The following is a 14004-nucleotide window of genomic DNA, read 5'->3' as shown; positions in this document are numbered from 1 at the left end:
TGCCGGGCTTGAAGCACCGCTGACCTGGATTCTGCTGCGACTGATCGATACAAAAAGGCCCCGGCAGAATGCCAGGGCCTGGAGGCAGTGCGAGAAGACTCAGCGGCCCAGTTTCAGATTGTTCCATACCGCCAGGCTGGGTTCTGCCTGGTTCAGGGTATAGAAATGCAGGCCGGGGGCGCCGCCCTGCAACAACCGCTCGCACATCTGCGTGATCACTTCCTCGCCGAACGCCTGGATGCTTTTCACGTCATCGCCGTAGGCTTCCAGCTGCTTGCGCACCCAGCGCGGGATTTCCGCGCCGCAGGCATCGGAGAAGCGCGCCAGCTTGCTGTAGTTGGTGATCGGCATGATGCCCGGCACGATCGGAATGTTCACGCCCAGCTTCTGCACGCGCTCGACGAAGTAGAAGTAGCTGTCGGCGTTGAAGAAGTACTGGGTGATCGCACTGCTCGCGCCAGCGTTGGCCTTGCGCGCGAAATTGACCAGGTCGTCTTCGAAGTTGCGTGCCTGCGGGTGCATCTCGGGGTAGGCCGCCACTTCGATGTGGAAGTGGTCGCCGGTTTCGGCGCGGATGAACTCGACCAGGTCATTGGCATGGCGCAGTTCGCCGCTGGACATGCCCATGCCCGACGGCAGGTCGCCGCGCAGCGCGACGATGCGCTTGATCCCGGCCGACCGATACTGGTCGAGCAGGCCGCGCAGGTCTTGTTTACTGTCGCCCACGCACGAAAGGTGCGGAGCGGCGGGAACGTTGACTTCGTTTTCCAGCTGCAGAACGGTGTTCAGGGTACGGTCGCGGGTCGAACCGCCGGCGCCGTAGGTGCAGGAAAAGAAATCGGGTTTGTAGGCAGCCAACTGGCGGGCGACGCCCATCAGCTTTTCATGCCCGGCATCGGTCTTGGTCGGAAAGAACTCGAAGCTTAAGGGACGATCGTGAGACATGGCAGTTTCTCGGTAAACCCATCGAGCGGGCCAGCGTTGACTGGCCCGCCGTATCAAGAACCTGAACGCTTAGTAGCGGTAGGCTTCTGGCTTGAACGGACCTTCGACGGTCACGCCGATGTAGTCGGCCTGCTGCTGGGTCAGTTGAGTGACCACGCCGCCGAAGCCGCGGACCATTTCCAGGGCCACTTCTTCGTCCAGTTTCTTCGGCAGCACTTCGACGGTCAGGCGGGCGGCCTTGCCGTCAGCGTCCAGGTCGGCGTACTTCTGCTCGAACAGGAAGATCTGCGCCAGCACCTGGTTGGCGAACGAACCGTCCATGATGCGGCTTGGGTGGCCGGTGGCGTTGCCCAGGTTCACCAGACGGCCTTCGGCCAGCAGGATCAGGTAGTCGTCGTTCTGCGCATCGAAGCTACCGGCACCGGTGCGGTGGATCTTGTGGACCTGTGGCTTCACTTCTTCCCATGCCCAGTTCTTGCGCATGAAAGCGGTGTCGATTTCGTTGTCGAAGTGGCCGATGTTGCAGACTACGGCACGCTTCTTCAGCGCCTTGAGCATGTTGGCATCGCAGACGTTGACGTTACCGGTGGTGGTGACGATCAGGTCGATCTTGCCCAGCAGCGCCTTGTCGATGCTTGCTTCGGTGCCGTCGTTGATGCCGTCGATGAACGGCGAGACCAGCTCGAAGCCGTCCATGCAGGCCTGCATCGCGCAGATCGGGTCGACTTCGGAGATCTTGACGATCATGCCTTCCTGACGCAGCGACTGAGCCGAACCCTTGCCCACGTCACCGTAGCCGATCACCAGTGCCTGCTTGCCCGACAACAGGTGGTCGGTGCCGCGCTTGATGGCGTCGTTGAGGCTGTGACGGCAGCCGTACTTGTTGTCGTTCTTGCTCTTGGTCACCGAGTCGTTGACGTTGATGGCCGGGATCTTCAGCTCGCCCTTGGCCAGCATGTCCAGCAGGCGGTGCACGCCAGTGGTGGTTTCTTCGGTCACGCCGTGGATCTTGTCCAGCATGGCCGGGTATTTCTTGTGCAGGATCTCGGTCAGGTCGCCGCCGTCGTCAAGAATCATGTTGGCATCCCATGGCTGGCCATCCTTGAGGATGGTCTGCTCGATGCACCACTCGTATTCTTCTTCGGTTTCACCTTTCCAGGCGAACACCGGGATACCGGCGGCGGCGATGGCGGCGGCGGCCTGATCCTGGGTGGAGAAGATGTTGCACGAGGACCAGCGAACTTCGGCACCCAGGGCGACCAGGGTTTCGATCAGCACGGCGGTCTGGATGGTCATGTGGATGCAGCCCAGGATCTTCGCGCCCTGAAGCGGCAGCTGGCCGGCGTATTTGCGGCGCAGGCCCATCAGCGCGGGCATTTCCGACTCGGCAATGATGGTTTCGCGACGGCCCCAGGCAGCCAGGGAGATGTCGGCGACTTTGAAATCGGAAAAACCAGCAGGCGTAAGTACAGCGCTCATTAAGAGCCTCCATTCGTAGGTTCGAATGGGCGCCGTTGTATGCGTTTGGCGTCCCCAGGCAAGACCTGTAGGGACAACGCCCCATCCGAGCCTGACAGGTCGAACCTGCTGCAGCGCCCCTCGGACGGGTGGCGGGAACGGCCGGGAAATGAAGAAGGCCGTTGAGTGAATCGCTGGCGATTATATAGAGGTGTGGCCAGCTTCCAAAGTATTTCTGACGATTACCGCCGGATGGATAATGGTATTCATAGGCAAAGCTCAATGGAGGCGGGCGCTGTGGTCTGCCATGATTCGACACACTTAGGTGAAGAGCAGAGGAGCCAGCATGAATTTTCATACGCGCAAATGGGTAAAACCTGAAGACCTCAACCCCAACGGCACCCTGTTCGGCGGCAGCCTGCTGCGCTGGATCGACGAAGAAGCGGCTATCTACGCGATCGTGCAATTGGGCAACCAGCGGGTGGTGACCAAGTACATCTCCGAGATCAATTTCGTCAGCGCCTCGCGCCAGGGCGACATCATCGAGCTGGGCATCACCGCCACTGAATTCGGCCGGACCTCCATCACGCTGACCTGCGAAGTGCGCAACAAGATCACGCGCAAGAGCATCCTCACCGTGGACAAGCTGGTGTTCGTCAACCTGGGCGAAGACGGCCTGCCGGCACCCCATGGGCGCACCGAAATCCGCTACATCAAGGATCAGTTCGAAACTATCGACTGACCTGGTCCGTATAGCGCTCGTCCCGGTCCAGGCCGCGTGTGGCCTGGCTTCTGGCCGACCGGCGGCGTTGATGAAGTGCCTGTATTTCTGTACTGTACATAAAAACAGTATCGGGAAATTTCATGCAATTGATCGATAAGCTCAGCATCCTCGCCGACGCCGCCAAGTACGATGCCTCGTGCGCCAGCAGCTGTGCGCCCAAGCGCAGCTCCGAAGGCAAGGGCGGGCTGGGTTCGACCAACGGCATGGGCATCTGCCACAGCTACACGCCGGATGGTCGCTGTGTATCGTTGCTCAAGATACTGTTGACCAATTTCTGCCTGTTCGACTGCCAGTACTGCGTCAACCGCCGTTCCAGCGACGTGCCACGGGCGCGCTTCACGCCCGAAGAAGTGGTGCGCCTGACCGTGGACTTCTATCGGCGCAACTGCATCAGCGGCTTGTTCCTGAGCTCCGGCATCATCCGCTCGGCCGATTACACCATGGAGCAGCTGATCCGCGTGGCGCGCCTGCTGCGCGAGGAGCATCAGTTTCGCGGCTACATCCACCTCAAGACCATTCCCGAAGCCGACCCGGCACTCATCGAAGAGGCGGGTCGCTACGCCGATCGTCTGAGCGTGAACATCGAGCTGCCCACCGATGCCAGCCTGCAGACCCTGGCGCCGGAAAAGGATGTGAAATCGATCAAGAAAGCCATGAGCACCATCTACACGGGCCAGCAGACCGTGCTCAACGAACCGCGCGCGCCACGCTTCACGCCGGCTGGGCAAAGCACGCAAATGATCGTCGGTGCCGACCAGACCGACGACAGCACCATCCTGCACAGCGCCGAATCCCTGTACGGCAATTATGGCCTGAAGCGGGTCTACTATTCGGCGTTCAGCCCCATCCCCAACAGCCCCAAGAGCGTGCCGCTGGCAGCACCGCCGCTGATGCGCGAGCACCGCCTCTACCAGGCCGACTTCCTGCTGCGCAGCTATGGCTACAAGGCCGACGAGTTGCTCTCCGGCCCGGGCGACCTGGCGCTGGACATCGATCCCAAGCTGGCCTGGGCGCTGGAAAATAGAAGCGTCTTCCCATTGGATCTGAACCGTGCGGAACCTGCGCTGATCGCGCGCATTCCCGGCATCGGCCTGCGTACCACCAAGCGCCTGGTGGAGCTGCGTCGGCAGCGGCGAATCCGCTATGAAGACCTGACCCGCCTGCGTTGCGTACTGGCCAAGGCCAAGCCGTTCTTCATCACCAGCGACTACCACCCACAGCAGGCAGAAATCTCTACTTTGCTGTTGCGCGACCAGCTGCGTGATCGTCCGCAGCCCCAGCAGTTGGGGCTCTGGGGATGATATGCCTGGACTGCGACGACCTGTTCGCCACCTGGCGGCAACAGGCCCGCTGGCTGCTCAGCCATCAGATCGATCCGAGTCATGTGGGCTGGAACACCGTAGCGGACCTGTTCGCCACGGATGAGCACTACCCAGCGGAAATCGGTCCTTTCCAGGCGCGCATTCCCGTGGCTCTCATCGAGTTGCTGGAAAGCGCGGCGCAGTACCGTGGCGAGCAACGCTGGAGCCTGTTGTACGAAGTGCTCTGGCGCGTCAGCCATGGCGACCGCACGGCCATGCTGGCCGGTGATCGCCTGGGCAGTGAGCTGCACCGGCGTATCAAGCAGGTTCGGCGCGAGAGCCATCATCTGCATGCCTTTCTGCGCTTCGTCGAGATGCCGGTCGCGACCGAGGGTCCGCCCGGTCCTGAATACGTGGCTTGGCACGAACCGGCTCATGACATCCTGGCCTTGGCCAGCGAGCATTTCATCGGGCGCATGGGGCGCAGCCGCTGGCTGATAGCGACGCCTCAGGACGGTGTCTATTACGACGGCACCCAGTTGATCCACGAACGGCGATGCCCATTGGAATGGCAGCAACTGGCGCAGCAAGCCCACGACCCGCAGGGCGAGCTGTGGCTGACCTATTACAGCCACATCTTCAACCCGGCGCGCTTGAACCCGAAGGTCATGCAAGGTCACTTGCCCACTCGCTTCTGGAAGAATCTGCCTGAAGGCGCGTTGATTCCCGGCCTGATCAGCGATGCGCGCACCGGCAAGCAGCGCGATGGCCAGGCTCGCGACATCGGTAAACGCCAAGGCAAGCGCATCGGACGCTCGGTTTAGCGCTCGCTAGACCCCCTGCAGATGAACTTCACCCAGCACACTGCCCAGCGGGCCGAAGCTGCGTTCGATCATTTCCCGACGGCCTTGGGCGTCGACGACAAGTACCGTACTGGCGCGCGTTCCGTAGCTGGCACCGGTAATGAACACACTCGACAGCAGCCGCTCTGTGGCCAGGCCTACGCCCGTATCGGGTAGCGCATGTTCCGGTGCCTGGTCGGCATCGGCCAGCATTGCCAGTAATGCGTCAGGCTGGCTACCGGCGAGCTCCAGCCCGTGACGGGCTTTCACCAGCTTGGGCCATGGCGTGTCGAGGCTGGCATTGGACAGCCCGTAGGTGCCCGCCTCCAGATACTGCGGCGTACCCGCAGCGGAGTGCAGATAGCACAGGCGCTGACCATCACCGAGCAGCAGATTGAATCCGGCGTATTGGTCCAGGCGATCCGTGACGGCCTGCAGATAAGCCTCGATCGACAGTTCACCGGTCAGAAAACCCGCCACCAGATCACCACGGGAGCGCCGCGCGGGTGGCTGACCGGGACGACGGATATTGGTCAGTGCTGCGATGCGTCCATTTGGCCCGATCCCCAGCCAGCTACCGCCCGCTTCCAGGTCCCGACCGGCGTACACCCCGCAAGATTCCCGCCACCGGGACAACGGCGCCGTGGGTCGGGCATGGAATTCGTCACGGTTGCCTGCCAGTACCAGCGGTTGGGCATGGCCGGGCTGCCAGGTGAAAACGATCAGACACATACGGAAAGATCCTTGTAGTTTGGCTTCACTCTACCGGTCCATCGTTGTCCTATCCATCGCTGCGAGGTGGAGCGCAAGGCATGGGTTCCGGTACCATGCCGCACTTGTTTGCGGGTGCAATCGTGAAATTGCGATGTACCAGCCGCTCGGTGCCTGCACGGGTGCCCTGGCCAGGCGTATAGTTTCGAATTCGTTCATGAGCCCGCCTTGGCGTGCATCGCCTTCACCGCCGGGTTTCGACAGATACGCGGCGCGCCGGGCGCACAGATCATCGTTCAAGGTGCTCAAACGCCTGTTCGCCGCGCCGCCCTTGGGCGTCGGCATGAGTTTTTTGCTTAGCTGAGGAATTGCAATGCTGCCTTACCCGCAGATCGACCCGGTGGCACTGGCCATCGGACCGCTGAAAATCCACTGGTACGGCTTGATGTACCTGGTGGGCATTGGTGGCGCCTGGTTGCTGGCCTCGCGCCGGCTCAACGGGTTCGACCCGACCTGGACCAAGGAAAAACTCTCGGACCTGGTGTTCTGGTGCGCAATGGGGGTGATCCTCGGCGGCCGCCTCGGCTACGTGCTGTTCTACGACCTGGAGCAATACATCGCCAACCCGACCTTGATATTCGAGGTGTGGAAGGGCGGCATGTCGTTCCATGGCGGGCTGCTGGGCGTGATGCTGGCCACTTGGTGGTTCGGCAAGAAGAACGACAAGTCGTTCTTCCAGCTAATGGACTTCATCGCTCCGCTGGTGCCGATCGGTCTGGGCGCCGGGCGCATCGGCAACTTCATCAACGCCGAGCTGTGGGGCAAACCCACCGACGTGCCCTGGGCCATGATCTTCCCGCCTTTCAGCGATCCGGCGCAGTTGCCCCGTCACCCTTCGCAGCTCTACCAGTTTGCGCTGGAAGGCGTCGCGCTGTTCGTCATCCTCTGGCTGTTCTCGCGCAAGCCGCGGCCTACCATGGCCGTATCGGGCATGTTCGCCCTGTTCTACGGCATTTTCCGCTTCATCGTCGAGTTCGTCCGCGTGCCCGATGCGCAGTTGGGCTACCTGGCGTGGGGCTGGCTGACGATGGGGCAGGTGCTGTGTCTGCCGATGATCCTGGGCGGTCTGGGGCTGATCTGGTTGGCCTACCACCGCGCGCCGGCGGCTCCGCGCCCGGCTGTCTGATTCTTTTTTGCCTGGGCGCGGCCAAGGTTGCGCCCTGAACGATGCAGGTACGTCATGAAGCAATATCTGGAACTGGTCGCCCACGTCATCAAGAACGGCACCTTGCAAAGCAACCGCACCGGCGTGCGCACCATCAGTTTCCCGGGTGCCATGCTGCGGTTCGACCTGCAGGAAGGCTTTCCGGCGATCACCACCCGGCGCCTGGCCTTCAAGTCGGCCATCGGCGAAATGGTCGGGTTCCTGCGCGGCGTCAACAATGCCGCCGAATTCCGCGCCTTGGGCTGCAAGGTCTGGGACCAGAACGCCAACGAGAACGCCCAGTGGCTGGCCAATCCATTCCGCCAGGGTGAAGACGACCTGGGCGAGATCTATGGCGTGCAGTGGCGCCAGTGGCCAGCCTACAAACGCATCGCCCTGAGCAACCCCGCGGCGATCGAACTGGCCATCAGCCAAGGCTATCAGCAGATTGCCCAGGCCGAGGAAAGCGGCGAGAGCTTCGTAGTGCTGTACAAGGCCATCGACCAGATTCGCCAGTGCCTCGACACCATCATCAAGGACCCAGGCAGCCGCAGGATCCTGTTCCACGGCTGGAACTGCGCCCAGCTCGATGAAATGGCGCTGCCGCCGTGCCATCTGCTGTACCAGTTCCATCCCAACCCGGAAACCCGCGAAATCTCGTTGACACTGTACATCCGCTCCAACGATCTGGGCCTGGGTACGCCGTTCAACCTCACCGAAGGCGCCGCGCTGCTGTCGCTGGTCGGACGCCTGACGGGCTACACGCCGCGCTGGTTCACCTACTTCATCGGCGACGCCCATGTGTACGAGAACCATCTGGACATGCTCAACGAGCAAATGAAACGCGAGCCTCTGCCGGCCCCCAAGCTGGTGATTTCCGATCGCGTGCCCGAGTTCGCCAAGACTGGCGTGTACCAACCGGAGTGGCTGGAGCAGATCGAACCGAGCGACTTCTCCCTGGAAGGCTACGAACACCACGCGCCACTGACTGCACCGATGGCGGTGTGATCGGTCTCCACTGAAGGCGAGAACCCCCCCTGGAATCGGTCTGGGGGCGGGCAAGACTTGGCTGCGGGAGGCGTGACGTACCGCAGCAATTTCGGCGTTCGCGACAAGTCAGGTACCAACCCTACCAATCGGCCGAATAGGCCAGGCTCAGCGTTCGCCCTTGCGCATTTGCATAAGGTGCGGTGGCATTGGCTTGGGTAAGCAGCGTCTGGTACTTCGTGTTAGTCGCGTTGTAAACACCTGCTTCCAGACGGCCGACCGGGAGTGCAACGCCGCCTATCAGATCCATCGTCAGATAGCCCTTGGTTTTGCGACCGTTGTGGTCTCGCGCAGCGGCGCCATAGCTGCTGAGTCGCATGGCTTGGGCGCGCAGGTCGTAGGTGCTTGATTGATAGCTGACATACGCGGTGGTTTTGGGCGGGGCAATCCGGGTAGCGGGAAGGTCCAGCCACTTACCTCGCTGGTATGTCTCGCCTTTTGTCCAGGCGTAGGTGCCCCCCGCTCTCCATTGTTCGTTAAGTGAGTGGTCAACACTCACTTCAAAGCCTCGCACACGTTCACGTTGGTTGATCAGCCGCAGTACGCGTGCTTGGGCATCATAGAATTGCGTAACATCCGATGTGTTCTGATAAGCGCTTACGCGGCCTTGCCAGTTGCTCCAATCACCTCGCCAGCCCAGCTCGTAGCTATCGACCTTTATGGCTTGGGCGTTGAGACTTTGGATATCGAAGCTGCTCGTGACGTCCCGCATGAAACGCTGAATGTCAGGCAAAGAGAATCCCTGACTGAAATTCGTAAAAACGTTCTGCTGATCAGTGAGCTGATACACCATACCCAGATTGTAGAGTGTGGCGTTGTAATCAAGCGTGTCCCCGGGGAGTACAGCGCGCTGGCCGGTTTGAACGATCTCGCCATAGGCAATGCTGTCCGCTATCTCGCTATTGATCCGCTCGTGTCTAACGCCCCCTCGAAGCGTCCAGTCGCCCCAATACCATGCGGACTGGGCAAATAGCGCGCGTGTCTGAGTAGTCAAGTCAGGCCCCAATTCGTAACGAATTCCAGTTTTTCGATAGGTCAGCCCATCCACCAGGTAGTGGTCGCCACGTTGACGTGCGTGTTCGTTGCTATAGTCCGCACCCCACACAAGATCTCCGCTACTGGCGCCAATGCCGGGAAGCTCGGTTTCCACGGCCGCGCGAAGGCCGTATACATTCTGCGTGCTGGTGGTGCTGGCAACGCCGGCGTGTCCGCGTTTGCGGTCGGGGAAAAAACGCGCATCGGCCTTACGCCAATAGGTTTCGAGTTGCACTGTCTGGCCGTAAAAGTCCCCCTCTCTGTAGTTCAGATTGATCGCTTGATTATGCGTGTAAGGCTGTTCCTTCAGATACAGCCCCTTCACAGCTACTGGACGGGTCTTGTTTCGAGGGTCTTTGGTGTAGTCAGTGTCCTGACGGTCCTTATAGTCCTGCAGAGACAGAGTAAGATTACGGTCTTCCCCCAAAGCAAGTCCCCATCGGGTCTGCAGGTCATAGGTTTGAGTGTCCATGCTGCTACCCTGCGACGTGTCTTGAGGTATACGCGCGTGGCTTGCATCGTATTGATCGTTGCGCTGAATGAGATTGCCCGAGCCATACCAGTCCAGCGGACCGTGCCGACCAGTTGCGCTCTGGAAGAATTCATAGGCGAGCCCTCCACGATGTAGGGTATCTGGGGATGTCAGTCCGATTTTACTGTGCAGCAATAAATCGGTATCAGGGTTGCGTTTGGTGATGATATTGATGATGCCACCTGACGCACCTGCGCCGTAGATACTGGTCGCTCCAGATATGATTTCGATACGCTCTATGCTGTTGGGAGCAATACTGTTCAGCTGTCGGAAATTGTCTCTCGTAGCATTCTGGGAAACCCCGTCAATCAAGACCAACATGTTCCTTCCCCGAAGCGTTTGGCCAAAATTGCTCATGCCACCGCTGGAAGGCGAAAGGCTGGGTACAAGCTGACCAAGCACATCCGAAAGGCGGCGGCCGGTGCCTGCCTGTTGTCTGATCTGGTGCTCATCGATCACTTGGATCGAGCCTGGAATCGAAGCGATGCTCGCCTGTGTTCTGGTGGCTGAGACCACACTGGCGTCAAGACTCAGCAAGGCCTGTTTTTCCATTTCACTGGCGCGCGAGTCCGCGCACAGAGTCAGTATCGTCAAAAGCCAGACAGGTTTTATCGTGTAGGGCATACAAAGTCCTTTTAATTGGAAACTAGGAGATACTCCGTGGCGCGCCGGTCCTTTTGCGCATGAGCCGAATGGCTATGGCCGCTGCAACATAGGTTGCAGCCACGATCCAAAAACTTTGAGCGAGGGGCATCCATGCCAGCGTTGAAGATCCAGCACGAATTCCCGCTAGGTTGAATCGATTGTTTGAGTCTGATCCAATCCTTTTAAGCGCCTAGTTATCGTCACGCGCTTTCAAATGATCATCGATTGGTTCTAGAAGAAGGAAGTGTAGTTCGAGAGGTTTTAGTATGGTCTGCGTGCTCTCGACCAAACTTTGCTTGTTACCGTCCATTCCTTATCGGTGCCGCATTGACTAAATCACTCAGACCTATACTTCGACGTTTAAAAGCCTCCGTATCTAACGCCTTTATCCAGCGGGATAGAACGGCTTGTTGCGTTCCGATTCGAGCCGACGTCATGGGCACCCTCACATCCTTGAAATGAAGGTCAAAGCGTATAGCGTAAAGCAATCCGATAAAACGTAATGATTCCCATTATTACGTAAGGCATTTCCGAAACATATGCTTTAGGATGCCTTGCGCCATTGCTTTCACAAACGCAGGTTTTCGTCGGATTAGGTAATGAATGGATAGAGTTGCGTGTCTTCGCAAGGGTCTTGACGGTCTCCAAGACGGGGCGGCGAGCTCTCTGGTCGGGTAACAACATCGAAGTTTGGTATTTGCCAGCCCTACAGACGTTCCGACCCTACTCCTTCGACATTTTCATGAAGATATTCACCCCCCCAACGTCAGTCTCGATCTGCTCCCAGCCAAGCCGCCGGTAGTACGCCGACTTTTCCTCGACGGCACATAGATAGACCCGCTCGACACCCTCAGCTTTCGCTTTCTGCATTCCGGCTGTGAGTAATGTCGCCCCGACGCCCTCATTGCGGCTCTCGGCCTCCACCCACAGCGCCGCCAACCAGGGCGAGTACTGAACTCGTTCATCCATATCCGAAAAGATCAGCGATACCGTTCCTATGAACCGCTCGCCTGCATGAGCGACCAGAGTTGTGGGAATGGGTTCTGAACGCAGGCTGTTTTCCAGAAGCGTCAGTACATCTTCCAAGGTGTGGCCGTCTTCTTTCCACCAGGCTTGCCACAGCCGCTCGCCCACGACGGCGAGAAAACCAGGTTCAGTGCGCAGAGCTGATATTTGAAAGGGGGTTGCGGTGCGATTCATGACAGGTTCTTTTTGTTGGAAGTGTGCAACGAACCTATAGGCAGGCTTTGCAATAGCGAAACCAGCATTGTTTCAAAACTTTGCTCGCTGATTCAGTTAAGAGATCCGAAAGTCCGCATGCAGCTGTTGCCAGTGCTGGCGCAGGATGGCTTGCTGGTTTGGCTTCATGACGCTGGCGGCTAGGGCCTCAGGCCACAGCGTTCGTGCTGCGTCCAGTGTTTCTCGTAGATGAACGAGCACGGGGCGCCAAGGTATTCCAGAGGTCTCGGCCCATCGTTTGAAGTGTTCGAGCGAGACGTCATACCAGGCTTTCGTATCAGCCATGTTCAACGCAAACTGGCTCTCGCCGGGAATAAATACCTTGGTCGCGACGATGTCGTAAGCCGGGGACAGTTCTGCGCTGAAAGTGTCCGGATAGATCAGGCTCCAGTTCTTCAGATGCGCGTCGCCGTTGGCCAGCAGCACATTGACCAGCAAACGCACAGCCATTTGCATGACATCGCGTTGCCCATGACGGGTCTGGGTGTAGAGCAATCTGGCGATCTGTTCATAACGGCCGCTGCGGTATTTATCGTGGGCGTAAGCGTAAAGCACCTGGGCGAAGTCTTCTGAATGAACGCGCTGACCTCCGGCAAGCCGATCATAACGACGAATGCCGTAGGCCCACTGCTCGTCGGGCAGGTTGATTGCGGGCAAGCTGTCGATCGTGTCCATGCCGATCAGGCGTATTTCAGGAATGTCGACGCCTGCCAACTGTGCCAGCTGCATGCAGGTGTATTCGTTGAGCGGCACGAATGGGTGAACGGTGGAGGGCGTCTTGATGATCCAGTCTCCCGGCGCCGCAGGATCGGCGGTTATGTAACGGCCATCCCTGTTGTGCATGGAGAATTTCATCTGTACGCCGGCGAGCGAGAAGTGCGAGCGATGGTCGGGTGTGTCGATGGATACTGGATTGATCTTGCCGTGGTTGCCCAGTGCATAGGCTGGGATATGGTCGGCGGATACCGGGGTTGCGATCAATGCACCCGGCAAGTCCAGACCGAGCCAGCTCAACAACGGAAATTCGCTGTCTGGGTGCACTTTCATGGCTTGTGCAACCAGGCTACGCAGCGCGCCTTCCGGAAGTAGATTGCTCAACACGGGGTGAAGCCGGTGATGGGTGACGTAAGGGTGCTTGTCTGCCAGTTGACGTCTGAATACGTCCGGATTGAGGTGAGACAAAGTCAGCGTGCGTCGGTGTGGATCAGCGATGTAATCCGGCGCCAAGGTGAGTACATTCTTGCCATTCGAATGGCCGGTAACGTAACCGACCAGTTGCGAATGAAGCGTCAGCTTCAAGGCCGCTACGGTTTCGACACTCATGGCAGATCATCCCAAGGATTTTCCGGATAGTTATCCACAGGTCGATCATCCTCGAAATACACCGGCGCGCCTGCGAGGATCTTTTCGATCAGTTTGAGTTGGTCCTTGGGCACCAGGACCATGCTTGCATCCAGACCTTCGGCAATCAGGTCCAGGGTGTTGAGGCGCGGGTTGCCGTCCTTTTCGATCTTTCCGTATTGCTGGCGGGTGAGGCCAGTGCGCAGGGGCATGTCCTGAATCTGAAGACCCAGTTGTTGGCGGCGGTTGCGGATCTGTTGCAGAAGTGTGGTTAACATAGGCTGAGTATGAGCCTGATATGGTTCGTGTCAAACGGCATGAGCCATATATTATTCATATTTCTTGAGCGATTCGAATGCCAAGGTGTATCTGCTGAACCGCGACGTGTTTTTCAATGCCCGTGACTGCGGCCTACATGTGAGTGCTCAGCATCGGGAACGGTGACGGCGCCGCTGATTTCCAAGCGCTGGAGAATCGCGCAGTGCTCTTCGGCGGTACCGCCATGGCATTTTTTGGCGCAGGGCAACGAGCTGCTCCTGCAAGGCTACCAGGCCGTCTATCCGCGCCTTGACGTGATGGATGTGTTCATCGATCAGGTCGTTGACGCTCTGGCACTGATCCTGGGGGCTGTCGCGCAGGGTCAACAGGTTGCGGATCTCGTCGAGGGTCATGTCCAGGATGCGACAGTTACGGATGAACGTCAGCCGTTCGACGTGAGCCTGGGTGTAGAGGCGATAGTTGCCGTCGCTGCGGGCAGGGGGCGGCAACAGGCTTTCACGTTCGTAATAGCGGATGGTTTCGACCTGGCAGTCGGTGATTTTCGCCAGTTCGCCGATTTTCATGCTCATAACCCTTGGAAGATGCTTGACCCTATAGTGGCTACAGGGTGTTCACTTGGCAACCTGCACTTCAGGGAATTG

Annotated in this window: 12 protein-coding genes, 1 pseudogene and 1 riboswitch; of the genes and pseudogenes, 5 read left to right on the top strand and 8 right to left on the bottom strand. The window is 59.0% G+C overall.

Annotation, left to right across the window (positions count from 1 at the left end; genetic code table 11):
• Nucleotides 1-99 precede the first annotated feature (99 nt).
• Both metF and ahcY read right to left on the bottom strand, forming a co-directional pair.
• Nucleotides 100-945: a methylenetetrahydrofolate reductase [NAD(P)H] gene (gene metF / locus ABMD26_RS10265; protein ID WP_049861658.1), complete on the bottom strand. Its 846-nt coding sequence runs from the start codon at nucleotides 943-945 to the stop codon at nucleotides 100-102.
• A gap of 69 nt (nucleotides 946-1014) precedes the next feature.
• Entirely contained in the window at nucleotides 1015-2424 is a 1410-nt protein-coding gene (gene ahcY, locus ABMD26_RS10260) for an adenosylhomocysteinase (protein ID WP_049861659.1), read from the bottom strand.
• Nucleotides 2425-2444: 20 nt separating this feature from the next.
• Nucleotides 2445-2552, bottom strand: a riboswitch (S-adenosyl-L-homocysteine riboswitch).
• A gap of 197 nt (nucleotides 2553-2749) precedes the next feature.
• On the opposite strand from ahcY, the gene ABMD26_RS10255 reads away from it, so the two are divergent.
• From ABMD26_RS10255 to ABMD26_RS10245, 3 genes are all read left to right on the top strand, one after another.
• Complete coding sequence (locus ABMD26_RS10255) at nucleotides 2750-3145, top strand: acyl-CoA thioesterase (RefSeq protein ID WP_043191602.1); 396 nt, start codon at nucleotides 2750-2752, stop codon at nucleotides 3143-3145.
• Nucleotides 3146-3267: 122 nt separating this feature from the next.
• A complete protein-coding gene (locus tag ABMD26_RS10250) occupies nucleotides 3268-4488 on the top strand; it encodes a putative DNA modification/repair radical SAM protein (protein ID WP_354309358.1) in 1221 nt (406 codons plus the stop codon).
• Nucleotides 4485-5312, top strand: coding sequence for a TIGR03915 family putative DNA repair protein (locus ABMD26_RS10245; protein ID WP_354309356.1), 828 nt, complete (start codon nucleotides 4485-4487; stop codon nucleotides 5310-5312). Before ABMD26_RS10250 ends, ABMD26_RS10245 begins: the two co-directional genes overlap by 4 nt.
• Before the next feature lie 6 nt (nucleotides 5313-5318).
• On the opposite strand, the gene ABMD26_RS10240 is transcribed toward ABMD26_RS10245, so the two are convergent.
• The gene (locus ABMD26_RS10240) at nucleotides 5319-6062 is read right to left on the bottom strand and encodes an NRDE family protein (RefSeq protein ID WP_354309354.1); all 744 of its coding nucleotides are present in this window, start codon (nucleotides 6060-6062) and stop codon (nucleotides 5319-5321) included.
• 352 nt (nucleotides 6063-6414) lie between these two features.
• Here ABMD26_RS10240 and lgt point away from each other — a divergent pair, with 352 nt between their 5' ends.
• Both lgt and ABMD26_RS10230 read left to right on the top strand, forming a co-directional pair.
• Complete coding sequence (gene lgt, locus ABMD26_RS10235; RefSeq protein WP_354309352.1) at nucleotides 6415-7227, top strand: prolipoprotein diacylglyceryl transferase; 813 nt, start codon at nucleotides 6415-6417, stop codon at nucleotides 7225-7227.
• Between the two features lie 54 nt (nucleotides 7228-7281).
• The gene (locus tag ABMD26_RS10230; RefSeq protein WP_354309350.1) at nucleotides 7282-8253 is read left to right on the top strand and encodes a thymidylate synthase; all 972 of its coding nucleotides are present in this window, start codon (nucleotides 7282-7284) and stop codon (nucleotides 8251-8253) included.
• Nucleotides 8254-8374: 121 nt separating this feature from the next.
• Here the strand turns inward: ABMD26_RS10230 and ABMD26_RS10225 are convergent, their stop codons facing one another.
• The 5 genes and pseudogenes from ABMD26_RS10225 to cadR form a co-directional block, all read right to left on the bottom strand.
• A complete protein-coding gene (locus tag ABMD26_RS10225; protein WP_354309348.1) occupies nucleotides 8375-10483 on the bottom strand; it encodes a TonB-dependent receptor in 2109 nt (702 codons plus the stop codon).
• 744 nt (nucleotides 10484-11227) lie between these two features.
• Entirely contained in the window at nucleotides 11228-11704 is a 477-nt protein-coding gene (locus ABMD26_RS10220; protein ID WP_354309346.1) for a GNAT family N-acetyltransferase, read from the bottom strand.
• Between the two features lie 96 nt (nucleotides 11705-11800).
• On the bottom strand, nucleotides 11801-13066 hold the full coding sequence (locus ABMD26_RS10215) for a type II toxin-antitoxin system HipA family toxin (protein ID WP_354309344.1): 1266 nt from the start codon (nucleotides 13064-13066) through the stop codon (nucleotides 11801-11803).
• Nucleotides 13063-13362 (bottom strand): helix-turn-helix domain-containing protein, encoded by a 300-nt coding sequence (locus ABMD26_RS10210; protein WP_090355550.1) that lies wholly within the window; start codon nucleotides 13360-13362, stop codon nucleotides 13063-13065. Before ABMD26_RS10210 ends, ABMD26_RS10215 begins: the two co-directional genes overlap by 4 nt.
• A gap of 113 nt (nucleotides 13363-13475) precedes the next feature.
• Nucleotides 13476-13926: pseudogene (cadR, locus tag ABMD26_RS10205) on the bottom strand (Cd(II)/Pb(II)-responsive transcriptional regulator).
• Between the last annotated feature and the right edge of the window lie 78 nt (nucleotides 13927-14004).

Origin of the sequence: Pseudomonas sp. PvP001, assembly GCF_040546375.1 — a bacterium.
In the GTDB taxonomy this organism is placed as follows: domain Bacteria; phylum Pseudomonadota; class Gammaproteobacteria; order Pseudomonadales; family Pseudomonadaceae; genus Aquipseudomonas; species Aquipseudomonas coleopterorum.
The sequence above is the reverse complement of the archived record's forward strand: the minus strand, read 5'-3'. Positions and strand labels throughout refer to the sequence as shown.

What these genes read in the sequence shown, in the direction of transcription:
- metF (WP_049861658.1), bottom strand. Translation starts at nt 945, where the DNA reads ATGTCTCACGATCGTCCCTTAAGCTTCGAGTTCTTTCCGACCAAGACC.
- ahcY (WP_049861659.1), bottom strand. Translation starts at nt 2,424, where the DNA reads ATGAGCGCTGTACTTACGCCTGCTGGTTTTTCCGATTTCAAAGTCGCC.
- ABMD26_RS10255 (WP_043191602.1), top strand. Translation starts at nt 2,750, where the DNA reads ATGAATTTTCATACGCGCAAATGGGTAAAACCTGAAGACCTCAACCCC.
- ABMD26_RS10250 (WP_354309358.1), top strand. Translation starts at nt 3,268, where the DNA reads ATGCAATTGATCGATAAGCTCAGCATCCTCGCCGACGCCGCCAAGTAC.
- ABMD26_RS10245 (WP_354309356.1), top strand. Translation starts at nt 4,485, where the DNA reads ATGATATGCCTGGACTGCGACGACCTGTTCGCCACCTGGCGGCAACAG.
- ABMD26_RS10240 (WP_354309354.1), bottom strand. Translation starts at nt 6,062, where the DNA reads ATGTGTCTGATCGTTTTCACCTGGCAGCCCGGCCATGCCCAACCGCTG.
- lgt (WP_354309352.1), top strand. Translation starts at nt 6,415, where the DNA reads ATGCTGCCTTACCCGCAGATCGACCCGGTGGCACTGGCCATCGGACCG.
- ABMD26_RS10230 (WP_354309350.1), top strand. Translation starts at nt 7,282, where the DNA reads ATGAAGCAATATCTGGAACTGGTCGCCCACGTCATCAAGAACGGCACC.
- ABMD26_RS10225 (WP_354309348.1), bottom strand. Translation starts at nt 10,483, where the DNA reads ATGCCCTACACGATAAAACCTGTCTGGCTTTTGACGATACTGACTCTG.
- ABMD26_RS10220 (WP_354309346.1), bottom strand. Translation starts at nt 11,704, where the DNA reads ATGAATCGCACCGCAACCCCCTTTCAAATATCAGCTCTGCGCACTGAA.
- ABMD26_RS10215 (WP_354309344.1), bottom strand. Translation starts at nt 13,066, where the DNA reads ATGAGTGTCGAAACCGTAGCGGCCTTGAAGCTGACGCTTCATTCGCAA.
- ABMD26_RS10210 (WP_090355550.1), bottom strand. Translation starts at nt 13,362, where the DNA reads ATGTTAACCACACTTCTGCAACAGATCCGCAACCGCCGCCAACAACTG.